The 23291-nt window shown below is 67.3% G+C and carries 22 protein-coding genes; 14 read left to right on the forward strand and 8 right to left on the reverse strand.

The annotated features are described in order from the left end of the window. Nucleotides 1–31: 31 nt before the first annotated feature. Complete coding sequence (locus tag HJ588_RS03090; RefSeq protein ID WP_212755264.1) at nucleotides 32–880, reverse strand: exo-beta-N-acetylmuramidase NamZ family protein; 849 nt, start codon at nucleotides 878–880, stop codon at nucleotides 32–34. Continuing rightward, entirely contained in the window at nucleotides 877–1092 is a 216-nt protein-coding gene (locus tag HJ588_RS20115) for a twin-arginine translocation signal domain-containing protein (RefSeq protein WP_212755265.1), read from the reverse strand. The genes HJ588_RS03090 and HJ588_RS20115 overlap by 4 nt, the downstream gene beginning before the upstream one ends. Nucleotides 1093–1177: 85 nt before the next feature. Between HJ588_RS20115 and HJ588_RS03095 the strand changes: the two genes are divergently transcribed. Together HJ588_RS03095 and HJ588_RS03100 are read left to right on the forward strand one after the other, a co-directional pair. Further along, entirely contained in the window at nucleotides 1178–1390 is a 213-nt protein-coding gene (locus tag HJ588_RS03095) for a hypervirulence associated TUDOR domain-containing protein (protein ID WP_171151832.1), read from the forward strand. Between the two features lie 15 nt (nucleotides 1391–1405). Further along, on the forward strand, nucleotides 1406–1945 hold the full coding sequence (locus HJ588_RS03100) for a DUF488 family protein (RefSeq protein ID WP_171151834.1): 540 nt from the start codon (nucleotides 1406–1408) through the stop codon (nucleotides 1943–1945). A 6-nt stretch (nucleotides 1946–1951) separates the two neighbouring features. On the opposite strand, the gene HJ588_RS03105 is transcribed toward HJ588_RS03100, so the two are convergent. Continuing rightward, a complete protein-coding gene (locus HJ588_RS03105; RefSeq protein ID WP_171151836.1) occupies nucleotides 1952–3574 on the reverse strand; it encodes a CocE/NonD family hydrolase in 1623 nt (540 codons plus the stop codon). Nucleotides 3575–3709: 135 nt separating this feature from the next. Here HJ588_RS03105 and HJ588_RS03110 point away from each other — a divergent pair, with 135 nt between their 5' ends. The 9 genes from HJ588_RS03110 (at nucleotide 3710) to HJ588_RS03150 (ending at nucleotide 15182) form a co-directional block, all read left to right on the forward strand. Next, nucleotides 3710–5293: an ABC transporter substrate-binding protein gene (locus tag HJ588_RS03110; RefSeq protein ID WP_171151838.1), complete on the forward strand. Its 1584-nt coding sequence runs from the start codon at nucleotides 3710–3712 to the stop codon at nucleotides 5291–5293. Between the two features lie 10 nt (nucleotides 5294–5303). Further along, on the forward strand, nucleotides 5304–6242 hold the full coding sequence (locus HJ588_RS03115; protein WP_171151840.1) for an ABC transporter permease: 939 nt from the start codon (nucleotides 5304–5306) through the stop codon (nucleotides 6240–6242). Next, the gene (locus tag HJ588_RS03120; RefSeq protein WP_171151842.1) at nucleotides 6239–8194 is read left to right on the forward strand and encodes a dipeptide/oligopeptide/nickel ABC transporter permease/ATP-binding protein; all 1956 of its coding nucleotides are present in this window, start codon (nucleotides 6239–6241) and stop codon (nucleotides 8192–8194) included. Before HJ588_RS03115 ends, HJ588_RS03120 begins: the two co-directional genes overlap by 4 nt. Next, nucleotides 8184–9194 (forward strand): oligopeptide/dipeptide ABC transporter ATP-binding protein, encoded by a 1011-nt coding sequence (locus HJ588_RS03125; protein WP_171151844.1) that lies wholly within the window; start codon nucleotides 8184–8186, stop codon nucleotides 9192–9194. The genes HJ588_RS03120 and HJ588_RS03125 overlap by 11 nt, the downstream gene beginning before the upstream one ends. Further along, a complete protein-coding gene (locus HJ588_RS03130) occupies nucleotides 9191–10165 on the forward strand; it encodes an alpha/beta hydrolase fold domain-containing protein (RefSeq protein ID WP_171151846.1) in 975 nt (324 codons plus the stop codon). The genes HJ588_RS03125 and HJ588_RS03130 overlap by 4 nt, the downstream gene beginning before the upstream one ends. Next, nucleotides 10162–11208: a LacI family DNA-binding transcriptional regulator gene (locus tag HJ588_RS03135; protein ID WP_171151848.1), complete on the forward strand. Its 1047-nt coding sequence runs from the start codon at nucleotides 10162–10164 to the stop codon at nucleotides 11206–11208. The genes HJ588_RS03130 and HJ588_RS03135 overlap by 4 nt, the downstream gene beginning before the upstream one ends. 12 nt (nucleotides 11209–11220) lie before the next feature. Further along, on the forward strand, nucleotides 11221–12288 hold the full coding sequence (locus HJ588_RS03140) for an alpha/beta hydrolase (RefSeq protein ID WP_171151850.1): 1068 nt from the start codon (nucleotides 11221–11223) through the stop codon (nucleotides 12286–12288). 291 nt (nucleotides 12289–12579) lie between these two features. After that, on the forward strand, nucleotides 12580–13971 hold the full coding sequence (locus HJ588_RS19910) for an FAD-binding oxidoreductase (protein WP_343036574.1): 1392 nt from the start codon (nucleotides 12580–12582) through the stop codon (nucleotides 13969–13971). Between the two features lie 311 nt (nucleotides 13972–14282). Further along, nucleotides 14283–15182, forward strand: a complete 900-nt coding sequence (locus HJ588_RS03150) for an AfsR/SARP family transcriptional regulator (RefSeq protein ID WP_171151854.1) — start codon at nucleotides 14283–14285, stop codon at nucleotides 15180–15182. 55 nt (nucleotides 15183–15237) lie between these two features. Here the strand turns inward: HJ588_RS03150 and HJ588_RS03155 are convergent, their stop codons facing one another. The 4 genes from HJ588_RS03155 to HJ588_RS03170 are packed head-to-tail and all read right to left on the reverse strand — an operon-like array spanning nucleotide 15238 to nucleotide 19041. After that, nucleotides 15238–15480: an acyl carrier protein gene (locus HJ588_RS03155; protein ID WP_171151856.1), complete on the reverse strand. Its 243-nt coding sequence runs from the start codon at nucleotides 15478–15480 to the stop codon at nucleotides 15238–15240. Nucleotides 15481–15516: 36 nt separating this feature from the next. Continuing rightward, a complete protein-coding gene (locus HJ588_RS03160) occupies nucleotides 15517–16749 on the reverse strand; it encodes a beta-ketoacyl synthase N-terminal-like domain-containing protein (RefSeq protein WP_343036575.1) in 1233 nt (410 codons plus the stop codon). Next, nucleotides 16746–18032, reverse strand: coding sequence for a beta-ketoacyl-[acyl-carrier-protein] synthase family protein (locus HJ588_RS03165; RefSeq protein WP_171155320.1), 1287 nt, complete (start codon nucleotides 18030–18032; stop codon nucleotides 16746–16748). Before HJ588_RS03165 ends, HJ588_RS03160 begins: the two co-directional genes overlap by 4 nt. 7 nt (nucleotides 18033–18039) lie before the next feature. Then, complete coding sequence (locus tag HJ588_RS03170) at nucleotides 18040–19041, reverse strand: acyltransferase domain-containing protein (RefSeq protein WP_171151858.1); 1002 nt, start codon at nucleotides 19039–19041, stop codon at nucleotides 18040–18042. A 149-nt stretch (nucleotides 19042–19190) separates the two neighbouring features. On the opposite strand from HJ588_RS03170, the gene HJ588_RS03175 reads away from it, so the two are divergent. Then, the gene (locus HJ588_RS03175; protein ID WP_171151860.1) at nucleotides 19191–20231 is read left to right on the forward strand and encodes a ketoacyl-ACP synthase III family protein; all 1041 of its coding nucleotides are present in this window, start codon (nucleotides 19191–19193) and stop codon (nucleotides 20229–20231) included. After that, nucleotides 20228–20890, forward strand: coding sequence for a 4'-phosphopantetheinyl transferase superfamily protein (locus HJ588_RS19915; RefSeq protein WP_171151862.1), 663 nt, complete (start codon nucleotides 20228–20230; stop codon nucleotides 20888–20890). The genes HJ588_RS03175 and HJ588_RS19915 overlap by 4 nt, the downstream gene beginning before the upstream one ends. Here HJ588_RS19915 and HJ588_RS03185 read toward each other — a convergent pair. Then, nucleotides 20878–22434, reverse strand: coding sequence for an acyl-CoA carboxylase subunit beta (locus tag HJ588_RS03185; RefSeq protein WP_212755266.1), 1557 nt, complete (start codon nucleotides 22432–22434; stop codon nucleotides 20878–20880). The genes HJ588_RS19915 and HJ588_RS03185 overlap by 13 nt on opposite strands. A gap of 193 nt (nucleotides 22435–22627) precedes the next feature. Here HJ588_RS03185 and HJ588_RS03190 point away from each other — a divergent pair, with 193 nt between their 5' ends. Beyond that, the gene (locus HJ588_RS03190) at nucleotides 22628–23272 is read left to right on the forward strand and encodes an SbtR family transcriptional regulator (RefSeq protein ID WP_171151866.1); all 645 of its coding nucleotides are present in this window, start codon (nucleotides 22628–22630) and stop codon (nucleotides 23270–23272) included. Nucleotides 23273–23291 lie beyond the last annotated feature (19 nt).

Genomic DNA, 23291 nt, shown 5'->3' on the forward strand with positions numbered 1-23291 from the left:
ATACAGACCGCTCGGTCAGTAAATAGCCAGCTCAGCGCTTGTAGAGCAGGTACTGCCGTCGGGTGCGATCGAACGCGCGCAGTTCGGGCTGCCACGCGGCGACGATCTGAGCCGCGCTGTCGCCGGCGGCGAACATCCGCAGGAAGCGGACCGATCCGGTGAGCAGGTTGATCCAGCGGCCGGCGTCACCGCGCCAATCGAACTCGGCGTAGAGGTCGCGCAAGGTCGTCATCATCGTCGTCGCGGTGCGTATGGCGTCGACCCGCTGCGGATCAGCGATGTGCACCTGAACACCGCCACACACCTTGCCCTCGTTCTTGGAGAACGTCGGATTGAAGTAGGCCTCCCGGAACTCAACCCCCGGCAGTTGCTCGCCCGAAAGTCGTTGCGCCCAGCGGTAATCCACGTATGGCGCACCAATCAACTCGAACGGCCTGGTGGTGCCGCGGCCCTCCGACAGATTGGTCGCCTCGAACATGCCAAGTCCCGGATAGAGCAGGGCAGTGTCCGGCGTCGGCAGGTTGGGTGACGGCATGATCCACGGTGCACCGGTGTCGGCGAACAACTCGCCCGGCGACCAACCCTGCACCTGCACCACGGCCAGGTCCTGCACGGGACGGCCGGCAACCCGCGGCATGAACTCACCGTTGTAGAAGCGGGCCAGCTCACCCGCAGTCATCCCGTGCTGCTGGGCGATCTTGTCCAGGCCGACGCCCGAGGTGAAACCGTCCTTGTCTTCGGCCTCGCCGGCCTGCGCGGTGCCACGGAAACCGTGCTCCGGGCCGAAAACGCCTCCTATCTCGACCTTTCCGGACTCGACCATCACATCGACGATGCTGCGCAGTCCGTCCCGGACCACCCAGGTCGGGTTGGTGATCACGCCAATGCGCTGGCCGGAGAAGACCTTCCAGCCTCCGCCGCGGCGACATCGGCACCGTATCGGAAGCGGCCGCCGTGATCCTTCGTCGCCGGTGCCGCCGTCGCGGGCTGCGTCATACCTCCGATCGAGAGTGCTCCCGCACCGATCGCGGCCGCCCCGAGGAAGCCCCGTCGGCCAAGTCGTCCGTCCCTCTGCTCACTGGAGTTGTCCATGCGCGCGAGCCTGCCGCAGACGGAGACCGAATGGGCCCCTCGCTATCCCTAGACTTAGGGGCCTCGACAACCATTCGGAGGTGCGATGAGTGACGACTTCCGCGTGGGCGACCACGTGCGGTGGAACTCCGAGGCCGGTGAGGTCAGCGGGGTGATCATCGAAAAGCACACACATGACACGGAATACAAGGGTCATCTGCGCCGCTGCAGCCCGGATAACCCACAGTATTCGATCCAGAGCGACAAGACCGATCACATCGCGATGCACAAGGGCAGCGCGTTGCACCGGATCGACTGACCCGCTCCGTATGACGTGAGCTGCTCACACATCTGGACGATCGGGCACTGGACTCAGCCGATCCCCGCCTTCCTCGCGACGCTGCGCCGGCACGACATCGACCTTGTCGCGGACGTGCGCGCCCAGGCGGGCTCGCGGCGCAGCCCACAGTTCGACAGCGACACCATGGCACAGTGGCTTGCCGATGCCGGCATCGGTTACCTACATCTGCCGACCCTCGGCGGACGACGGCCCCGCCAGGACGTCGACCCCGAAATCAACGCCGGCTGGCAGAACCCCAGCTTCAAGAACTACGCCGACTACACGCTGAGCGACGAATATGCCTCAGGCATAGCAGAACTCATCGACCTGGCGAGCACTCATCGGGTCGCGATCATGTGCGGCGAACCCATGCCGTGGCGTTGTCATCGGTCCCTGATCGCGAATACGCTCGCCGCCGCCGGCTGGACCGTGCACGACCTGATGCCCGACGGCTCGAGTCGTGACCACGAGCTCGGCGCCTGGGGTGCGACGCCGGTCGTCGGCGCGGACGGACGGATCACCTATCCGGCGTAGCCACGCTCAATCGACCACCGGCACGGTGAGCTTCGAGCCGAGCACGTGGAGCACATGATGTGAAGTGCGCGCAGTCTCGGACGTGCCGACCGGCTCGCCGGTGCCGAGGTTGCGAGCGACGATGGGGTGGGCGCCGCTGCTGACCTGAAGCCGGATCGCGTGTCCGGCGCGGAAGCAGTGCGCGGTGGGCGCCAGCGTCAACCGGATGGTTGCGGCGCCGTCCCCTTCGTCCAGCGGACTGCTCGGACAGCGCCGGATGAGGCCGTCGGTGATGTTCCGCGATCTACCTCGCGGCGACACGTCGCACAACCGAACGAAGTAGTCGACGTCCGCGAGGTCGGAGGCGATTCGCAACTCGACCTCGACGGTGCCGATGACCGTGTGATCGCTGGTCATGGGTGGGCTTGTCCAGATCAGCACATCGTCACGTTGCTCGCGTATGCGCTGGTCCTTCGCGGCTCCGTTGAACGAATTCAGGGTCCTGCCACCGCAATTGGGCGTCGGGTCCAGCGGGTTGTAGTCGTAGGTGGTCGTGGCATCGTGCGACGGTGGCTGCAACCGCAGCCTTTCGTCCCCGTGCAGGAACCACGTCTGACCCGCGAACGGTGGCGGCCACTGTGAGTACTCCCGACGTTCGCCAGAGCCCATCACTTGCACGGTGAAACACGTCTCCGGCTCGGGTGCTGGCTCCGAACCCAGTCTCGCCCGTGCGAAGTCGAGCCACTGCCTGATCGTCTCGGCAGCCAGCCCAGGGCTGCTGTGCTGCCAGGGTCCGACCGCCATCCGCACCGGGACTCCGGCTGCCTGCAACGCAACGACGTCCCGCAGCTGTGCCTCGAGGAAGAGGTCATACCAGCCGGAGGTCATCACCAGTGGGCGCATTCCCTCAAGCGCCGGGGTGAAATCCAACGGCCGCCACCACGGATCGTCGGCATCGGGGTGCGCCAACCAGTCCTGATAGCAGTCGATTTGGTGACCCACCAACTTGCGGTCAGCCCCGCCGATCGGCAGGACGGAAGCTGCCCGTCGGACGAGCGGCGCGGTGATCGTGAAGCCGCGCGCCAGCCGCAGCCAACGGTTGGTCTCCTGATGCTCGATGCCGTAGAGCCAGGTCAGCGCGGTGTCGAGACTGAACGCGCCGCGCGGATAGATCACTCCGTCATACATGCTGCGGGTGGTGACCGCCATGCAGTAGCCCACGACCCACTCCGGCGCGTCAGACGCGACTGCCCACTGCGTGATCCCGGAGTAGCTGGCGCCGGCGAGCACCGCGGCGCCGGGGAACCATGGCTGTTGCTCGATCCAGCCAAGGGTGTCCCGCCCGTCACCTGCCTCGTCGACGAAGGGCGCCCAGGTGCCTTCGGAGCCGAATGTGCCGCGACAGCTGACGACGAGCATCTGCATGCCGCGTTCGGCGAAGAGGGCGGCCTCGCGCGGCTCGGGATAGCGGCCGTATGGCGTGCGGCAGATCACCAGCGGTGCTCGCTCATCATCGACCGGATACCAGCGATCGGCGAGCAGGACGGCGCCGTCGCGCATCGGGATGCGTAGGTCACGCTCGGTGCGGATCGCATTCTCGGCCGCCGGCAGACCCAACCGGCTTGCGAATCGGTCCCTCAGCCACGACATGCGCACATCATGCGCCCGCCGATCCACTTTGCAAAGTGCTTTAGGTGAAACTCTTGACACGCCGCCGCCGGGCGCGTCACATTGGGGGCACTGTGGCCCCGGTCACATCCTTCAGAGCAGCAGGGAGGTCGGCAGATGTCGACACGACTCGTTCACCGCCGGACAGTGTTGGTCGCCGCTGCCGGCCTCGCGGCATCCATGACAGTCGCCGCTTGCACGAGCAGCGGCAGCACCTCGGGGGGCGCGAGCGGGAGCGGTGCCGGCAAGGTTGGCGACACTCTCACCGTCGCGGTCCAGGCTCCGGCCACCGGGATGAACCCGGCCACCGTGGACACCGCGTTCGTCACCTATACGACGCTCGCCTACGAACCGCTCATCTATCGGGACTCCTCCGGCAAGCTGCAACCGGCGCTGGCTTCGGAGTGGAAGCTGGCCGACGGCAACACCACGATGAACATCACCCTGCGCTCGGGCGTCAAGTTCGCCGACGGCGACCCGGTGACTGCCGACGCGGTCAAGAAGTCACTGGAATACATCAAGGGCGCCAAGTCCAACCAGGCGCAGTATCTCGCGACGGTCTCGTCGATCACTGTCACCGATCCGACCCACCTGACGATCAAACTGAGCGCACCGAACCCAATGCTGCCGAACATGCTCACCCAGGACTACGGCGTCGGCGAGATCATCAGCCCAAAGGGCCTGTCGAAGATCGGCTCCCTGACCACGGGAAGCCAGAGTGCCGGTGCGGGCGCGTATATCTACGACCCGAAGGCCAGTGTGCCTGGTGACCACTACGCATACACCGCCAATCCGAACTACTACGCCAAATCTGAGCGACAGCACTACAAAAAGATCGTCGTCAAGGTGATGACGAACCCGCAGGCAGCGTTGAACGCGTTGAAAACAAAGCAGGTTCAGGTTGCGGCAGGCGACTTCAGCACGGCCAAGCAGGCCAAGGCGGCAAGCCTCGACGTCAGCTGGGTGCCATTCGTCTGGGCCGGGCTGAACCTGATCGATCGCGGTGGCCAGGTGAGCAAGCCGCTCGGCGACGTCCGGGTCCGGCAAGCCATCAACTACGCGATCGACCGCAAGTCGATCACCTCCGCGCTACTCGGTGACTACGGGATCCCGACGGACCAGCCCTCGGTCAAGGGCATGGACGGATACTCCGAAAAGGCTGCAGGACGCTACCCGTTCGACCCCGCCAAGGCCAAGCAATTGCTTGCCCAGGCCGGCTATCCGAACGGTTTCGACCTGCCGGTGCTGTCGGTCCACTTCGCCGGAATCGACTCGCTGACCGAGGCACTGGTGCCCCAACTTGCCAAGGTGGGCATCCGGCTCAAGCCCAACTACGTCTCCGACTCTCAGTCGTACATCACCGGGGCAACCAACAAGAAGTGGCCGGCGGTCGCTGTCGGATACGGCTCCCAGCCGATGTACATCATGGGGCAGGGCCTCTTCCTGCCGCAGGCCAAGGTGTTCAACGGTTTCGCAACCAAGTCCCCGGAGCTGATTTCGCTCTACGACAAGGCAGCGGCCGCTGCTCCCGCCGACCGCGGCAAGCTCAACGTGCAGATGGAGGACTGGCTGGTCGAGAACGCCTGGTTCGCGCCGGTCGCGCACACCCCGGTCTTCTATTACTCACAGCCGACGATCGGCGGTGTGCAGGTGAGTGGAGCGTCCCCAGTGGCGACGGTGCTCGACTGGTACGACAAGTAGTTCACGATCAATGCGACGTTTGCTCCTGCGTTGGCTGTTGACCTCCATACCTCTGGTGCTCGCGGTGTCGATGCTGACCTTTGCGCTGACCGCGTTCGTACCCGGTGACGCCGCGCGCAGCATCCTGGGTCCGAATGCGACACCTGAGCTCGTGGCGCAGCTTCGTGCGCAGCTCGGCCTCGACCAGCCGCTGTGGAAGCAGTATTGGAACTGGCTCACCGGAGCCGTCCACGGCGACTTCGGCACGTCGATCGCGTCCGGGTCGAGCGTCGCGTCCGACCTCGGCAGCCGGTTGCCGGTGACGCTCAGCCTGATGATCGGCGCAGTGCTCGTCGCCGGGTTGGTCGGTGTGGGACTCGGTGTGCTCGGTGCGCTACGCGGCGGGTGGTTGGGGAAGGTCGTCGACATCGTGTCACTTGTCGGCGCTGCCGTCCCGAGCTTCTGGTTCGGGCTGATCCTGGTCACCCTGTTCGCGGTTCAGTTCAAGGTCTTTCCAGCGACCGGCTATGTCTCATTCGGAGACGATCCGCGAATGTGGCTGTCGTCATTGGTTCTTCCCGTGCTGACCCTCGGACTGACCAGTAGCGCACCGGTCGCCAAACAGACCCGTGACGGAGTGCGCGGGGAGTTGGAGCGCGACTACGTGATGATGCTGCGTGCACGCGGCACCTCCGAGCGGTCGATCATCTTCCGGCATGTGCTGCGCAACGCAGCAGCGCCAGTGGTCACTGTGCTCGGGCTCGTGCTGATCGCCATGCTCAGCGGCACCGTGCTGGCCGAGACAGTCTTCGTCATGCCCGGCCTGGGCGGGCTGGCCGTGTCGGCGACCCAAGCCCACGACATCCCCGAGATCCAGGGCGTAGCAGTGGTTTTCAGCATCATTGTGGTGATCGTGAACCTGATCGTCGAGTTGCTGTATGCCGCCCTCAACCCGCGGGTGCGCACATGACCGACAACCAATCGAGAGGTTTCGCAGCACGTTTCATGCGCAAGCCGCTGGCCGTCGCATCGCTGGCCTACGTGACGCTGATCGTCATCTGCGTCGTCTTCGCCGGGGTGCTTGCGCCATACGGGCCGGAGGACCAGGACCTCGGCTCCGCACTGTCCGGACCCTCCTCGCAGCATCTGCTCGGCGCGGGCGAGCTCGGCAAGGACGTCCTGAGTCGGATGTTGTACGGCGGCCGAATCACGTTGCTGGGCGTGCTGATCAGCGTCGTTGTCTTCATCGCCGTGGGCGTGCCGGCGGGGATGGTCGCCGGTTACAAAGGCGGCCTGATCGACAAGGTTGTGCTGCGGCTGGCCGACGCGGCATACGCGATCCCGGTCGTGATCATTCTGCTGGTCGTGCTGGCCATCTTCCCCGGCAACGAGAGCATCGCGATGGTGGTCCTCGGACTGCTCGGGGCACCGGGTCTGGCGCGAGTCGTCCGATCGGTCACCCTCGGGGTGCGCGGCGAGCTCTACATCCGTGCCGCGAAGGTCAGCGGCCTCAGCGACGCGGTGATCCTGCGCCGGCACGTGTTGCCGCGACTGGCCGGCCCGGTGATCGTGCAGTTGTCGCTGTTCGGCGCGGCCGCAGTCGGGTTGGAGACCGGGCTCGGCTTCCTGGGCCTGGGCGTCAACCAGGCGACCTGGGGCACCCTCGTCGCGGAAGCATCGACCAACATCGGCAATCAGCCGTGGCTGCTGGTCCCGTCGGGTCTGCTCATCGCCAGTTACATCCTGGCGCTGGGGCTGATCGGTGACGGCGTGCGCGACGCGACCGCGGAGCGCTACTCGCTCACCCGGCCGAGCAAGAACCGCCAGGTGGCGAATGCCCCGGTTGTCACTGGATCAGTCGCTCCCGATCAACGATCCGCCGCCCCGGCGGATGCCCTGTTGTCGGTGCGCAACTTGCACGTCGCCTTCGACATCGACGGCGCGGAGACTGAGGTGGTCACTGGCGTCGGCTTCGACCTGCGGGCCGGGGAGGCGCTCGGCATCGTCGGCGAGTCCGGCAGCGGAAAGACCGTCACGGCGACCGCACTCGTGCGATTGCTGCGCGGATCTGGTCGAATCACCGCAGGCAGTGTGGTTTTCGACGGGACCGACTTGATGGACGCCGACGGCGACACACTTCGCCGCGTGCGTGGCGGGGGCGTCGGCTTCATCGGCCAGGACCCGATCTCCGGACTCGATCCGTCCTTCACGATCGGTGCGCAGATCGCCGAGGTGATCCGCACCCACCGCCGGTGCAGCCGATCACAAGCCAGGGCAGCTGCGCTCGATCTGCTCGGCAGAGTCAAACTGCCTGATCCCGAACGTGCCGCACGCAGCTACGTCCATCAGTTGTCGGGCGGTATGGCGCAGCGCGCGGGCATCGCGGCCGCGCTGGCCGGCGAACCGAGCCTGGTGATCGCCGACGAGCCGACGACGGCACTCGACGTGACCGTCCAGGCGGACATCCTCGACCTGCTGCGCGAGCTGCAGGACTCCGGCGTCGCGGTCATTCTCGTCACGCACGACTGGGGCGTGCTGGCAGACCTCTGCGAGCGGGCAATCGTCATGTATGCCGGGCAAGTCGTCGAAACCGCTTCTGTCCGAATGCTTCTGGACAATCCCGGCCATCCTTACACCGCCGGTCTGCTCGGTGCCAATCCGCAGCACGCGGTCCGCGGCAAACCGTTGCCGTCGATCGAGGGATCGGTGCCGCCGCCGCGCGACTGGCCGACCGGGTGCCGGTTCGCGAGCCGGTGTCCGCTCGTGGTGGCCGCATGCCGCGCCGAGCCCGTCACGCTCGAGCCGGTCGGCTCCGCGCCCGATCATGCGGCGCGGTGCATCCGGCAGGAGGACGTTGTTGCGCCATACCGGACGAGCGAGCGTGTCGTGACGTTGATGAAGGGGGTGTCCCGTGGCGACTGATCCGGCCACACCACTGGTCGACGTCTCCGGGTTGCACGTCAGCTATCCCGGCACCGGTCGGCGACCTGCCGTGCACGCCGTCGACGATGTCTCGTTCACCATCGCGGCCGGTCAGATCGTCGGGTTGGTCGGCGAGTCCGGGTCCGGCAAGTCCAGCATCGGCTCAGTGTTGCTCGGGCTTGTCGAGCCGGACGCCGGGCGCCTCATCTTCGCCGGTCAGGACATCACACGGTCACGGCGTCGGGATCGGCGACTGATTGCGCGGCAGCTCCAGGCGGTCTTTCAGGATCCGTTCGGATCGATGAATCCGACTCTCACCGTTGGCGACACGCTCGCAGAGACACTGCGCTACAACCTCGGTCTGTCCCACGAGCAGATCCACAACCGGCTTGGCGACGCACTGACCGAGGTCGGGCTGGACGAATCGGTGCTGGGTCGCTACCCGGCGCAGTTCTCCGGCGGGCAGCGGCAGCGGCTGGCGATCGCCCGCGCCATCGCCGTCGAACCGTCGTTCCTGATCTGCGACGAGGCGGTGAGTGCGCTCGATCTGTCCGTGCAGGCTCAGGTGCTGAATCTGTTGATGCGACTGCGGACTCGACGCAACCTCAGCTACCTCTTCATCAGCCACGACCTTGCCGTGGTCCGCTATCTCAGCGATCAGATCGTCGTGCTGTATGCCGGGCGCATTGTCGAGCGCGGCCCCGCAGAGATCGTCGGTGAGCGACCCAGCCATCCCTACACGCAGGCGTTGCTCGCCGCCGCTCCGGTCGCCGATCCGGACGAGCAAACGGAGCGACGTGCCCGCCGTACGACGCTGACAGTGCGATCCGAGCGGCCGGCCACCGGGTGCAGTTTTGCTGACCGGTGCCCTTTCGCGATCGACCGCTGCCGGGTCGAACGCCCAGAGCTGATCGCGCACGCCTCCGGCGCCTTTGTCGCGTGCCACCGCGCAGATGAACTCACCGCGACCACGGCGCCGGCGCCCTCGAGTCGGCCATGACGCTGGATGCTGCGGTGCAGGCACACCTCGATGCGGAGCGTGCGGTCGACTGGTCGGCCCTGTCCCCGGCGGCAGCCCGTGCAGAGCTACGGGCCCAGATCGACCGCAACTTCCGTCGTTTCGCGACTCCTCGCGAAGCGCTCCCACTCGAGTCAGAGATCGCGCTGCGACACGCCGGGCGCGTGGTGCGCGTGCGACTCTTCCGGCCCCGCACCGGCACGCTGCCGGTCTCGATGCTCCTGCACGGCGGCGGCTGGACCAGCGGGTCGATCGACGAGCTCGTCACCGTCGCCGAAGCCCGCCACCGCGCGGCCGGTGCTGACGTCGTGGTCGCGACGGTTGACTACGCTCTTGCACCGGAGCACCCCTTCCCGGCAGCTCTGGAAGACGTTCGTGTGGTGGTCGACCACTTGATCGAGCGGGCGCGAGACCTGGACCTCGACATCTCGAACTTCTCGATCGGCGGCAGCTCCGCTGGGGCGAATCTTGCTGCAGCCACGGTGCTTTCGCTGCCGACCACCTTCACCGGGTTGCTGCTCGAGGTGCCCGCGCTGGATCTCACCGGAGCGACGATGCGGGTAGGATTGAGCACGGACCCGCAGCTGCCCGACATCGACGTGGATGCGCTGATCGAGACAGTCCTGGCCTATGTCGGCGACCTGTCGCGCACGACTCTGCCGTCGGTGTCGCCGCTGCTCGCGTCTCAGGTGAGCACATTCCCGTCGACGGTCATCCACACCGCGGCGCTCGATCCGTTGAAGTATGACGGTGCTGCATTTGCCGAACGTCTCACTGCCGCAGGTGTTCCCGTCACCTTGCGCACTTACGACGGAGCGTTGCATGGCTCGGCCATCCTGACCAAAAGCTGGCCGACGGCCGCTCGCTGGCAGGCCGATCTGGTCGCGTCCCTGCGAGCGATCCACCGGGTGCGTGGCAGCGCAGCAGCTTCCGGCGGGACGATGCGAGGATGAACCAGGACGAACGCAAGGCACTCGGCGGACCGCGCACCCCCAAGGACCGGGTCACCATCTACGAGGTCGCGCAGCGCGCCGGAGTCTCCATCGCGACCGTGTCGCACGCGATGAACCGACCGGAGAAGGTCAACGCGGCGACCCGCGATCGCGTCCTGGAAGCCGTCGACGCATTGGGTTTCACACCCAAGGCAAGCGCAGTCTCTTTGGCCCGCAAGGGTGTTGGGCGCATCGGTGTGCTTGCGGCGTTCAGCGCCTACCCGTCCTACCTGACGCGGCTCACGGGGGTGATGGATGCTTGCCGCGATCAGGCGATCGATGTCGTCGTGTACGACGAGGAGCCGCAGCAGGCCGGGACCTCGCCCTGGCTCAGCTCCCTTCCCGCGACGGGCCGACTCGACGGTCTGCTCGTGATGGGAGCCACGATCGAAGGCCGCACTGCGGAGCGTCTTCTCGAGCGTGGACTGCCGACCGTCCTCGTCGACGCGTTCCACCCGTCGTTCACGTCGGTGACGATGGACGATGAACTCGGCGGTTACCTGCTCGGCCAGCATTTGGTCGGTCGTGGCTACCAAACCTTCGGATTCGTCACTCCCGCACCGCCGTCCAGGGATTTCGTATCACCGGGTGAGCACCGCTTGGAGGGACTGACTCGCGCGATCCGAGAGGCCGGACTGCCCACCTCGAAGTCGTCCTGGCTGATCACTGAGGACGATTTTCAGGGTGGCCTCGATGCGGCTGCGGACCTGCTCGAACTCGACGAGTTGCCAGAGGTGATCGTCGCCAATCACGATGCGCTCGCCGCGGGAGTGCTTGGCGGTCTGCGGGCGCGACACGTCGCGGTGCCCGATGACGTCGCGATCGCCGGTTACGACGGCCTGGAGTTGGCTCGCGTCGTCGGTCTGACCACTGTGCGACAGCCCTTCGCGGAGACGGGGCAGATCGCTGCGCAGTTGTTGCTGGAGCAGTTGTCCGCCAAGAAGGCTCGCCCGGTGCAGCACATCAAACTCAGCCCGGAACTCGTGCCGGGGGACACGGCCTGAGGAGGCACGCAGATGGATGGTTCAGCGACAGAGGAGTTCGCCCCCGTCATACGGTCGGTGATCTCACATCCGGCGGATGCTGTCGCGCGTGAGCGTCAGCTTCAGGAGCTAGAGAGGCTGGTGGCCCAGGCGACGGCTGCCGTCACCCCACCGCCAGCGGTGCCCGCGCCTGGGCTTGCTGGCGTGCGTCCGGAGTGGGTCGCCGAGGTCGGTCGGTATCGAGCCATCCACGACGCCGCGGCTTTGGAAGGCGGGCGACTGCTGAGAACCCTGACAAAACAGTCATTTCAGGCTGTCGGTGCTGTCGGTTTCCACAGGATTCCGGTCGCTGGAGGTGTCGTCACCGCGAAGGCGTACCTCCCTCCAGGTGAGGTGCGCGGTCCGCGCCCGGCGGTCCTCCTCCTGCACGGCGGCGCATGGTGGATGGGCGGTGGTGCTGCGGGATTCGAGCTCAACGACTTCCTGTGCCGCGAGCTGTGTGTGGGCGCCGATGCGGTCGTGGTCAACCTCGACTACCGGCTTGCCCCCGAGCATCCCTACCCGACGCAGCGGGACGACGTCGTCGAGGCGATCGGGTGGCTGGCCGACGACCCCGACGGCTTGGGAGTGGACCCGAATCGCCTGGCACTGTTAGGGATTAGTTCGGGAGGCAACCTGTCAGCATCCGCAGCCCGGCTGCTGCGGAACCGCTCGGCACCCCCGCTGGCGCTGCAACTGCTGCTGTGTCCGTCGCTCGACATGTCGATGACGAGCCGGGCCACCCACCTCGATCCGACGTTGCTCGCGGGTGCGGAGCGGCTGCGGGACATGTACCTGCAGGGTCGGGTCGAACCGGAAGACCCGGCTGCCTCGCCCGCGCTCGACTCCGCGTTCGCCGGCCTGCCACCGACGACGATCGTGATCGGCACCGATGACCCACTACGCGACGACGGCCTGCGCTATGCCGCCGGGCTCGCCGCCGCCGGCATACCGGTGACGGTGCACGAGTTCGTGATGACCCACACAGTCGCGACGCCCGAAGTGGCCGCCGACTATGCGGCCACCGTGGTCGCGGCCGCGCGAGACGGCTTGACGTCGTAACCGAGTCCGGCGGGACTCCAGCGCTCCTCCGTCAAAGACACGCAGGCTGGATCGGACTCCACTGATCGATCCAACCCGACAGGACTTCATGCACTCACACCAGACCAGCCGGAGACGTCTGCTCGCCGGGGCCGCCGCGGCGGCCACCGCGGCACCTTTGGACTATGCGGCCGCCACCCGGCAGCACGCGCGCGCGTCGCAACCGGCAGCGAGGTCATCAAGCCGCATGACCGCCGCTACGCCGACTTTCTCCGCGGGAGCAACTACCGCTTCCGCGGAGCGCCGGCTCAGGTGACGTTACCCGCGGACGCGCCGGGCGTGGCTCACGCCGTGCAGGACGCCGTTTCATCGCAATCACGCGTCGCGGTGCGCAGTGGAGGCCATTGTCTGGAAGGCTTCGTCGCCGATCCAGCAGTACGGTCGCTGATCGACATGACCCGGCTGCGTGGCGTGGAGTTCGACGAACGACGCCGGTCGTTCGCGGTAGGCGCGGGCACCGATCTCGGCACTCTGTACGAAATGCTCTTCAAACGATGGGGAGTTACCGTGCCGGGCGGGGTGTGCCCTCAGGTCGGAGCTGGCGGCCATATCAGCGGTGGGGGATACGGCGCGCTGTCACGCAGGTTCGGCTTGGTCGTCGACCACCTCGAAGCCGTCGAAGTCGTGACTGTGGACCACTCGGGTCGGGCTCGCGTCGTGATCGCCGAGGCCGATCCGAGCGGTCGCAATCACGACCTCTGGTGGGCGCACACCGGTGGGGGCGGCGGCAACTTCGGTGTCGTTACTCGGTATTGGTTGCGCGATCCAGCCGCAAGCAGGCTGGCGGCACCAGACGAGCTGCTACCGATCCCGCCCCGGACACTGACCATCCGGCACGCATCGTGGCCGTGGACCGTTCTCGACACAGCAGCCTACGGCCGGGTCGTCGACAACTTCGTCCGCTGGCATGAACAGCACAGCAAGGCGGGCACACCGGAAACCGGGGTGTTCGCGACCTTGTGGCTGAACAGCGTTACCACGGGCGACCTCGTCCTGATCGCCCAGGCCGATGATGCGGCACTGCTCGACGATTTCGTGGCTGCAGTGGGCGATGGCGTGCCCGCCCCCACGGTCACGCCGGACCGCACGCTGCCATGGTGGGATGCGTTCCGCTACAGCAGTTTCGCCGACTTCGGCAGATCGATCGGGCAGCGGATCAAAGACAAATCGTCATACCTGCGCGCTGGCTTCCGTCCCGCGCAGCTCATCGCATTGGTCGACCGACTGGCTGACGGAACCCCCGGGGGAGTAGGGGCAACCGTTCTATTGGCCGGCCACGGCGGCGCGGTGAATCAAATGGCGCCCGCATCACGGGCGATCCCTCATCGCGACTCAGTCGTCAAGGTGCAGTACTCGGTTTCCTGGGCCGACCCGGCGGACGACGCCATACACCTGGACTGGATTCGCCGGCTGTACCGCGATGTATTCGCTTCGACCGGCGGCGTGCCAGTGCCCGATGCAGTCTCGGACGGCGCCTATATCAACTACCCGGACACGGATCTGGCCGATGCTACCTGGAACACCTCAGCGGTCGCGTGGTCGCACCTGTACTACAAGGACAACTACCGTCGGCTGCAGAAGGTGAAGCGCGCGCACGATCCGCTGGACATCTTTCACCACGCGCTCTCGGTGCGCCCCCGGTAAAATCTCTATCGCAAGATTCATGGAATACATCATCTTGCGTTATGTTTGGCGCAAGCGTTGAACTGCCGGGCGAGGTCCCCGGAGCGACAGTGCAACTGCCCATCGGGGGGTCGGATAACCATGGAGGGGCTGGATGGATCATCAGCGGACGCCGATGTCCCGCGCACTCCAATCCTCCGCGACCAGCTTTTGACGCAGTCCGTGGCGCCGCATCCGCACCCGACGTCGCCAACCCAGGACAACGATCCGTGAAACCCGGCAGCCCGAGCACGGCCTGACCGGTTCGGGTGCTCCCCTTGTGAGGAGATCGAATGGTTAACTACCGAGTCCTCGGGCCGCTGACGATCGTCGACGGAGACGTCCACAGCATCCCCTCCGCCACCCGCCAACGACAGTTGCTTGCCCTGTTGTTGCTCAATGCCAACAACTCGGTCCCGGTCGAGACCTGCGTCGCGGAGTTGTGGGAGGACGACCCGCCGAAGACGGCAACCACCACGCTGCAGACGTATGTCCTCCAGTTGCGCCGGATTCTTGCCGCCCTGCCGAGCATCGGCAGTCAGCACGAAGCGAAGAAGCGACTCACGACCCAGCCGGGTAGCTACCAACTGCGACTCGCCGAAGATGACACTGTCGACGCACACACCTTCCGGACCCTGGTCGACAGTGCGCGCACTGCAATCGATCAGCGCAACGACATCTGCGCCGCGGTGTTGCTCCGTCGGGCGCTGGAGTTGTGGGAAGGAGAACCGTTGCTCGGCGTCCAGACCGGCCCGCGCCTGCGGGCCTGGGCAGTCGGCCTGGCGGCCCAACGGCTCACGACGATCGAGCAACGGGTGGAAGCCGATCTGCGGATCGGCATGCACCACGAACTGATCGGTGATCTCAGTTCATTGATCGTCGAGTACCCCACCAACGAGAACCTGCACGCTCAACTGATGATCGCGCTGTACCGGTCGGGTCGGCCGGCCCAGGCGTTGAGCGTGATGGCCCGCCTGCACGACACCTTGGACGTGGAGCTTGGTCTCGACCCATCCCCCCGGATGCGTGACCTGCACCAGGCCGTCCTCAGCTCCAGTCCGACGCTGGATGTCGAGGTTGAGTGGGCGGGCGCACCGCTGTCCCTCAACCTCATGTCAGGCACCCGTCGTACGCCGATCGGTGCGAGTGTGTACGACTGTGAGCCCGCGTTGCGGGAAGCGCTCGCCGGGTGACGACGCGATTGACGCCGGCCCGGGCGTGCGCCCGGGTCGGCGTCACGTGCCGGAGTCACACACCGGCGTTGACCCGCTCCACCAGTTCACGGGGGGTCTCGATCTGCTCGAGGTCATCATCGCTGAGCACGACTCCGTAGTTGCGGGAGATCTGTCCGGCTGTCTCCAGCAGGACAAGCGAGTCATACCCCAGATCGGTGAATGTGGTGTCGGCGAAGTGTTCAGCCGCCTCGAGGTCGGCTTCCCCCGTGGCCTGCCGCAGCAGGGTGACGAGGTTGTCGAGAGTGAATGAGCTCATAGTTGTCGGTCTCCATTTCGGGTTCGGTCGGACAGGTCAGTCGGAGTGGGCGTCCGGCGCGCTGACCACGAGCGCGGCGTTGAATCCGCCGCTCCCCCGCGCCAGCACCAGCGCGTGACGCACGCGGGTCGCGCGCGGTTCGGTCACCAGATCGAGTCCCTCGTGCGGCGGCAGGTGTGTTGCGGCGGGCGGGATCACCGAGGACTCGATGGCCAGCAGCGCGCTCGCAGCGTCGAGCGTGCCCGCGCCGGCCAGCAGTCGGCCGGTCCCCGTCTTGGGGATGCTGATCGGCACGCCGCCCGGTCCGAACAACCCGATGATCGCGGCCGCTTCGGCACGATCGGCCGGGGCGTGGCCGGCAGCGTCCGGGAACACGACATCGATGTCGGTCGTGTCCACCCCGGCGTCGTCGAGCGCCAGCACCGCGGCACGCGACAGGCCATCGGCGACCGGGTCCTCAGGGTCCGGGTCGAAGGTGGCCGCGTAACCGGTGATCGTGCCGAGCACATGCGCACCGCGCGCCGCGGCGTGCTCACTGTCCTCGACGATCAGATAGGCACCTCCCTCGCCTGGCACGTGTCCATCGGCGCTCGCCGCGAACGGGGTGTACGCACTCGCCGGGTCCGCGTCTCGACTCAGCCGGCCGGCGCTCTGGAACCCCGCCCAGCCGAGCGGACACAATCCGCCGTCGACCGCTCCGGCGACGACAACCGGGGTGCCGCCGCGAACCTGGCGGCGCGCCGCGCCGAGCGCATCCAACCCGCCGGCCTGGTCGGTCACCACGGTCGACCCGGGCCCGCGAAGTCCGTGCCTGATCGACACCTGCCCGGTGTTGACTGCGTAGAACCAGGCAAAGGACTGGTAGGCGCTGACGTGCTCGCGCCCGAGCCCCCACAGGTGCTCGAGTTCGCGCTGGCCGAACTCGAAGCCGCCGAGGGTCGAGGCCGTGGAGATACCGATCCCGAACTCGGCGACCGACTCCGCGTGAAGACCACTCGAGGACAGTGCCTCTGACGCTGCGACCAGGGACAGTCGGGTGACGTGATCCGTCTGCGGGAGCAGCCGCGCGGGGATGTGATCCGCCGCGGTGAAACCCGGCACCTCGCCGGCGAGGCCACCGACGTAACCCGAGGCGTCGAACCGCGTCACCGGGTGGATTCCGGACCGGCCCGACGTCGTCGCCTGCCAATACTCCGGAACACCGATGCCCGTCGGTGCGACAACGCCCAGCCCCGTGATGGCACAACCGGCCACTCGGGTGGCGCTCACAGTGCTGCCGCCAGGGGTGAGGACAGCACGGCCGCCGACTGGAATCCACCGAATCCGCTGCCCACGCTGAGCACGGTGTCGACCCGTTGACGGCGAGCGTGCAGCGGCACGTAGTCGAGGTCGAGGGCCGGATCCGGCTGGGTCAGGTTCGCGGTGGGCGGGACCAGGTCGTGGTGGAGCGCAAGAGTTGATGCCACGAGCTCCAGGGCGCCGATCGCGCCAAGAGAGTGCCCGATCATTGACTTGATCGAACTGACCGGCACCTGGTGAGCGTGACGCCCGAGGCTTCGTTTGAAAGCCGCAGTCTCGTGCCGGTCGTTCTGTTTGGTGCTTGAGCCATGAGCGTTGACGTAGTCGACCGTGCTCGGCGCCACGCCAGCCTGGCGCAGGGCCACACCGATCGCCTCCGCCATCTCGATGCCGTCCTCACGTAGACCGGTCATGTGGAAGGCGTTGCACCGCGACGCGAATCCGGAGACCTCGGCGTAAATGGGGGCGCCGCGCCGGAGCGCGTGATCCAGATCCTCGACCACCAGAGCGGCGGCGCCCTCGCCGAGGACCAGGCCGTTGCGTGTCGCGTCGAAGGGCCGGGACGCATGCTCCGGGTCGTCGTTGCGGGGCGTGGTTGCCTTGATTGCATCGAAACAGGCCAGCGTGATCGGCGAGATCGGCGCGTCGGTGCCACCGGTGAGCACCACATCGGCCGAGCCTTCCCGGATCAGGTCGACCGCGTGTCCTACAGCGTCCAGACCCGACGTGCAGCCATCCGAGATCAACGCAACCGGTCCGCGAGCACCGATTGTCCGCGCGAGTTCGGCGACGATGGAGCTCGGCACAAAGTGCTCGTACAACTCGCAGACCGCGCGGTCCGGGTCCACCAACCATCGGCTCCCAGCCTCGCTCAGCACGGTGTACTCGCGTTCCATGCTGGTGGTGCAGCCCACCGCGCTGCCGAAGGCCACCGCGACTCTGGTGCCGTCCAGCTCCGCACCGGACCGATCCGCAGGAGCACCGAGACCACTGTCGTTGATCGCCTCGCCCGCTGCGACCACCGCAAACTGTGTCGCCCGGTCGAGCCGGTCAGCCTGTCGCGGAGTCAGTCCCACCTCGTGCGGCACGAAGTCGACTTCGGCCGCCACCTGCGACCGGAACCCGCTCGCGTCGAAGGAGGTGATCGTGCGAGTGGCCGAACGACCGTCGCTCAACAACTCCCAAAACTGTTTAATGCCAACGCCGCCGGGCGCCACAGCGCCCAGTCCGGTGATGACAGCTCGTCGTGGCATCGGATCTTCACTCGCTTCCGTGGACTGATGTGTGAACTGGCGAGAGGAGTTCGCGCACTGTGCCGAACGCCCGAGCCAGGTGAGTCTCGTCGTCACGGACCCGCGATCGGCCCGAGCTCAGAGGTATGACGGGATGTCGCGCCGCACGAACCTGCGCGTGCGCGCGCACCAGCGTGCTCAGCGTCTGGCCGGGGCCGGCTTCGACGAACAACGGTTCGGGCGTTCGGCCGAGCAGGTCTTCGAGGGCATGCGCAAACAACACCGGCGCCGCCGGTTGGCCGGCCCAGAAAGCCGGATCCATGGCGGTCCGCGGATCCAGTGCTCGCCCGGTGTACGCCGACGTGATCGGGATGTTCGGCGGCTGCAGCGGGAGCGCCGAGAACAACGGCAAGGAGGCGGTGACCGCCCGGCCGAGCACCGAGCTGTGGAACGGGCTGGTCGCCCGCACCGGCCGCCACGTCACCTCATCGTCGGTCAGGGCCTTCGCTACCCGATCCAGCGGGTCTGCGGGACCGGCGAGCATGAGCTGACGAGGACCGTTGACTGCCGCGATCTCCACACCGTCGCCGAGGTATGGCGTGGCAGCCTCCGCAGCAAGGGCCACGGCCAGCATTCCACCGGCGGGAGTATCGGCCAGCAGCGGTATGCGCGCGTCAAGCACCCGGACGGCATCGTCCAACGTGATTGTGCCGGCGAGCGCCGCCGCCGCGAACTCGCCGATGCTGTGGCCGAGGTATTCGTCCGCCGATACTCCGGCCTCCTGCGCTCTGCGGCTCAGCGCGTAGTCGAGCGCGAACAACAGCGGTTGGGACCGCGTGGTGCGGTGGATGTCCGCCGGGTGCGATGTCGCCAACCAGTCCGTCCGGATGCGCCGGCCGTCGTGGAACCGGTCGAGGACGTCGTCCAGCAACGCGGCGAAGAGTGAGTCGCCGCGGTAGAGGTCCACGCACATTCCCGGATATTGCGCCCCCTGTCCGGGGAGCAGAACCACGACGTGACGTTTCGGCATGTGCCGAGGGTGTCCTCCACCCCTCGTGATCGGCTGGAGGATCGCGGCTCGGGTCGTTCACGCTGCCTCCACCGGATGTCCAGCACGCTCGCGGACCGTGGGTGATGGCGGCGAGGCCGCCGCCCATCACCCACGTCGAGAGGCGCCCGATGCAGACCCCCGCCCTGTTCGTGGCGTCGACGGCCGCCAACCTCGGTGCCAGGTTGCGCCTCGCCGACGCCGTCCGCGCCGGGCGGTGTCCACCGCAGGTCGAGTCCAGCACCGGCGTCGTCTCGGTCGCGGTGTCAGATGACCGCAGTGCGGCGGAGTTGGGTGCGCAGTCCGCGGACCGCGCCATGGACCTGGCAGGGTCGACCTGCCCGCCGATCCGCCTGAGCGTGCATGCCGGTGTCGGCTACCAGGGCCACGACCTGTGGGCCACGGCTTCGTACGTGCAGCGGTGCGCGGCACCAGAAGCGAACGCCCCGGCATACGAGATCCGACAGCAGTCGAACGGTGGCCTCGGCGCAGTGCATCTCGCCGCCTGGGCGCTACACGCGGACGCCGAACCGGGTGCGGCGCTGATCTCCACCGCCGACACGTTCGGACCGCCTTCGTTCGATCGGTTTGCCAGCGACACCGGGACCGTCTACGGCGACGCCGGGACCGCCGCAGTGCTGACCAAGGGCGGCGGTTGGGGGCAGATTCTCAGCGTCGCCACCGCGTCGGCACCGCAACTGGAGGGGATGCATCGCGGCCACGACCCTTTCGCGCGGGTGCCCTTCACTCATCGATCTCCGATGGATCTGACGAAACTGCAGCGAGAGTTCGTGGCCGACTTCGGTCTGGCCGGAGTGCTCTCGGCTGTGGTGGCGGGCACCCAGGAGTCCCTCGACCGGGCCTTGAAGGACGCCGGTGTATGTCGGGAGGACATTGCGTGGTGGGTGCTGCCCAACCTCGGCCGACGCCGCCTGGAGGCGGGGTACCTGCGGCCCTGGGAACTCGAGCCCGAGCGCACCACCTGGCCGTGGGGCCGGACGGTGGGGCATCTGGGCGCCGGTGATCAGCTCGCCGGCCTGAACCACCTGGCCGTCGAGGGCCGGCTTCGGCCCGGACAGTTGTGTGTGCTCGCGGGGGTCGGTGCCGGCTTCGGTTGGACCACGGCGGTGGTGCGAATCACGGCAGACCCGATCCGGGCAGCCGAGACGTGACCCGCCGGGCCGACATCGCGTCGCCGAGCCTGGCCGGGGTGTCGCTTCACCTCGGGCGCACCTCGCGGGCGTTGACCACCTGGCAGCGAGACGCGCTCACCGCGAGCGACCACGACCGCGCTGCCCGTTACCGGCGATCGGCCGACGCGTTGCGGTGGGCGTCCCGACGCGCGGTGCTACGACGTCTGCTGGCGGCCCGGGTCGGGACCGCACCGAATCGGCTGGAATTCGGGCGGGCACCGTGCCCACGATGCGGCCGCACATCCCACGGCCGTCCGGTCGTCGTCACCGCGCCCTGGCTGCACTTCAGTGTCTCGGGGTCGGGCGACCACTGGCTCATCGGCATATCCTCCGCGCACGTGTTGGGGGTCGATCTGGAGCGCGCCCGGCCGGTGGATGTCGACGCGATTTCGCGTCTGGCCTGCTCCTCTACCGAACAACGAGTGTTGCGGTTGAGCCCCGGGAGCGGGCTGCGCCTCTGGGTGCGCAAGGAGGCGGCGCTCAAGGCTCGGGGCTGCGGCCTCGGCAGCGGCATACGAACCGTGCTCGAGGACCCCACCCTCAGCGTCGCGGATGTCAACTTCGGACCGACGCTGCTCGCCGCGTGTGCCGTGGTCGCGGCCGACGGCAGTGCTGCGAGGGTCGGTCAGACGGGGTGATTGCCGTGCTTGCGATCCGGCACCGCTCGATGCTTGGTGCGCAGTAGCGTCAGGGCCTCGGCGAGCACGGCACGGGTGTCTGCGGGATCGATGACATCGTCGACGAGCCCGCGTTCCGCAGCGTGGTAGGGCCCCATCAGTTCGCCGCGGTATTCCTCGATCCGGGCACGACGAGTGGCCTCCGGGTCGTCGGCGGCCGCGATCTCCCGCCGGAAAACGATGTTGGCAGCACCCTCGGCACCCATCACGGCCACCTCGTTGGTGGGCCAGGCGAAGGAGAGGTCCGCGCCGATGCCACGAGAGTCCATGACTATGTAGGCACCGCCATACGCCTTGCGAACGATCACCTGGACCCGCGGCACGGTCGCGTTGCAGTAGGCGTACAGCAGCTTCGCGCCGTGACGAATGATGCCCGCATGCTCCTGCGCCACACCTGGCAAGAACCCGGGGACGTCCACGAGACTGACCAGCGGGATGTTGAACGCGTCACACAACGAGACGAAGCGCGCTGCCTTCTCGGAGGCCTGGATGTCGAGGGCTCCCGCGAGAACCAGGGGCTGGTTGGCGACGATGCCCACCACCTGCCCGCGGATTCGACCAAGCACGCACAGCACGTTCTGTGCCCAGTTCTCGTGCAGTTCGAACAGGTCGTCATCATCGACCAACGACCTGACGATCACCCGCATGTCATACGGCAGGCGCGGGTCGGTCGGCACGAGGCGCCGTAGCTCCTCAGCACGCGCCGGCAGCTCCGCGCCCGGCTCCATCATCGGTGGCAGCTCCCGGTTATTCGGGGGCAGGTGGGCCAGCAGGTAGCGCACCTCCTCAAGGCAGGTTGGCTCGTCATCGGTCACGAATGTCGCCACGCCGCTGACTGAGGAGTGCACATCCGCGCCGCCGAGTTCGTCCAACGTCACGGTCTCGCCGGTAACCGCCGCGACGACATCGGGTCCGGTGATGAACATCTGGGAGGTCCCCCGCACGCAGAACACCACATCGGCCAGTGCCGGTGAATAGGCGGCTCCGCCCGCGCACGGACCGACCATGACGCTGATCTGCGGGATGACACCGGAGGCCGCGACCTGCCGCCGGAAGATGCCGCCGTACCCGGCCAGTGCGGTGACTCCTTCTTGAATGCGTGCCCCGCCGCCGTCGTTGATCGCAACGATCGGGCATCCGGTCTCAAGTGCGAGGTCCTGCACCTTGTGGATCTTCTGCGCATGCGCCTCACCCAACGCACCACCGAAAATCCGGGAATCATGCGCGTAGACGAAGGTCCGCTGCCCGTGCACCGTGCCCCACCCAGCCACCACTCCATCAGTCGCCGGTCGGTGCTTCTCCAGGCCGAACCCGGTCGCGCGGTGCCGACGGAACGGCTCGACCTCGTGGAAGCTGCCCTCGTCCAGCAACAGATCCAGGCGCTCCCGGACAGTCAGCTTGCCCTTGGCGCGGTGTCGACGGGTCGCGGCCTGGTCACCCTCGACGATGTCCGTGCGCGCGTCGAACAACTCGCGCAGCCGGTAACCCATCGGGTCGTCGCTCACCTGGTCGTGCGGACCAGCCGCGCCGGGAGGGTGCTGCCTGCCGAAGGTGGCGGCCGAGTCACGCCAGATCGTGCTGGCACGCTCACTTGCGGTCATGCCGACATCGTGGATCGGCTCGCTGGTGGATGCCTCGAAGGCCGCTGCAGCCAGTGGGGTCCGACACGTCCCCTTCCGCCGGCGTTACGGTGATGCGGTGCCGGACACACGCGGGCGGTATGCCGAGAGCCTCCGCAACGACAAGGTGCTGCTGGCCGGTGCCCGACGAGCCGTCGCCCGCCGAGGGGCCGACGTGTCGGTTGCGGACATCGCCGCCGAGTCCGGGCTTGGGGTCGGCAGCATCTACCGCCGGTTCGCCAGCAAGGAAGCGGTCCTGCAGTACCTGTGCACGCTCGCGTTGGAGCAGGTGGCCACCGCCGCCGAACAGGCCCTCGCCATACCGCCGAGCTGGTCCACGTTCGCCGGATTCGTCGAATCGGTGGTCGAATTCGAGCCGGGCTCCCTCGCGACGGTTGCCGCGGTGGTCACGGTGACCGACGACATGTGGTCATCCGCGCTGCGCGTGCGGGCCCTCCTGGCCGACGTTCTGCGTCGGGCGCAAGAGGCGGGGCTAGTGCGTGTCGACATCACCGTGCTGGACCTGCAGGCGATCATCGTGCAGTTGGGACGTCCATCCCCGGGGTTGTCGCCCCAAGCACAGGCCGACGTCCGCAGCCGACTGGTCACAGTCACCCTCGACGGTTTGCGTCCGCAGTCGTACAGCACGTTGCCGGGGGAGCCCCCGACCGAAGCAGGCTTCGACGACATCTGGCGGCCGAGCAGCGACCAACCGGGCAGGTGAACGAGGTGAACGGCGCGGG

This window comes from Flexivirga aerilata (assembly GCF_013002715.1).
GTDB classification, from domain to species: domain Bacteria; phylum Actinomycetota; class Actinomycetes; order Actinomycetales; family Dermatophilaceae; genus Flexivirga; species Flexivirga aerilata.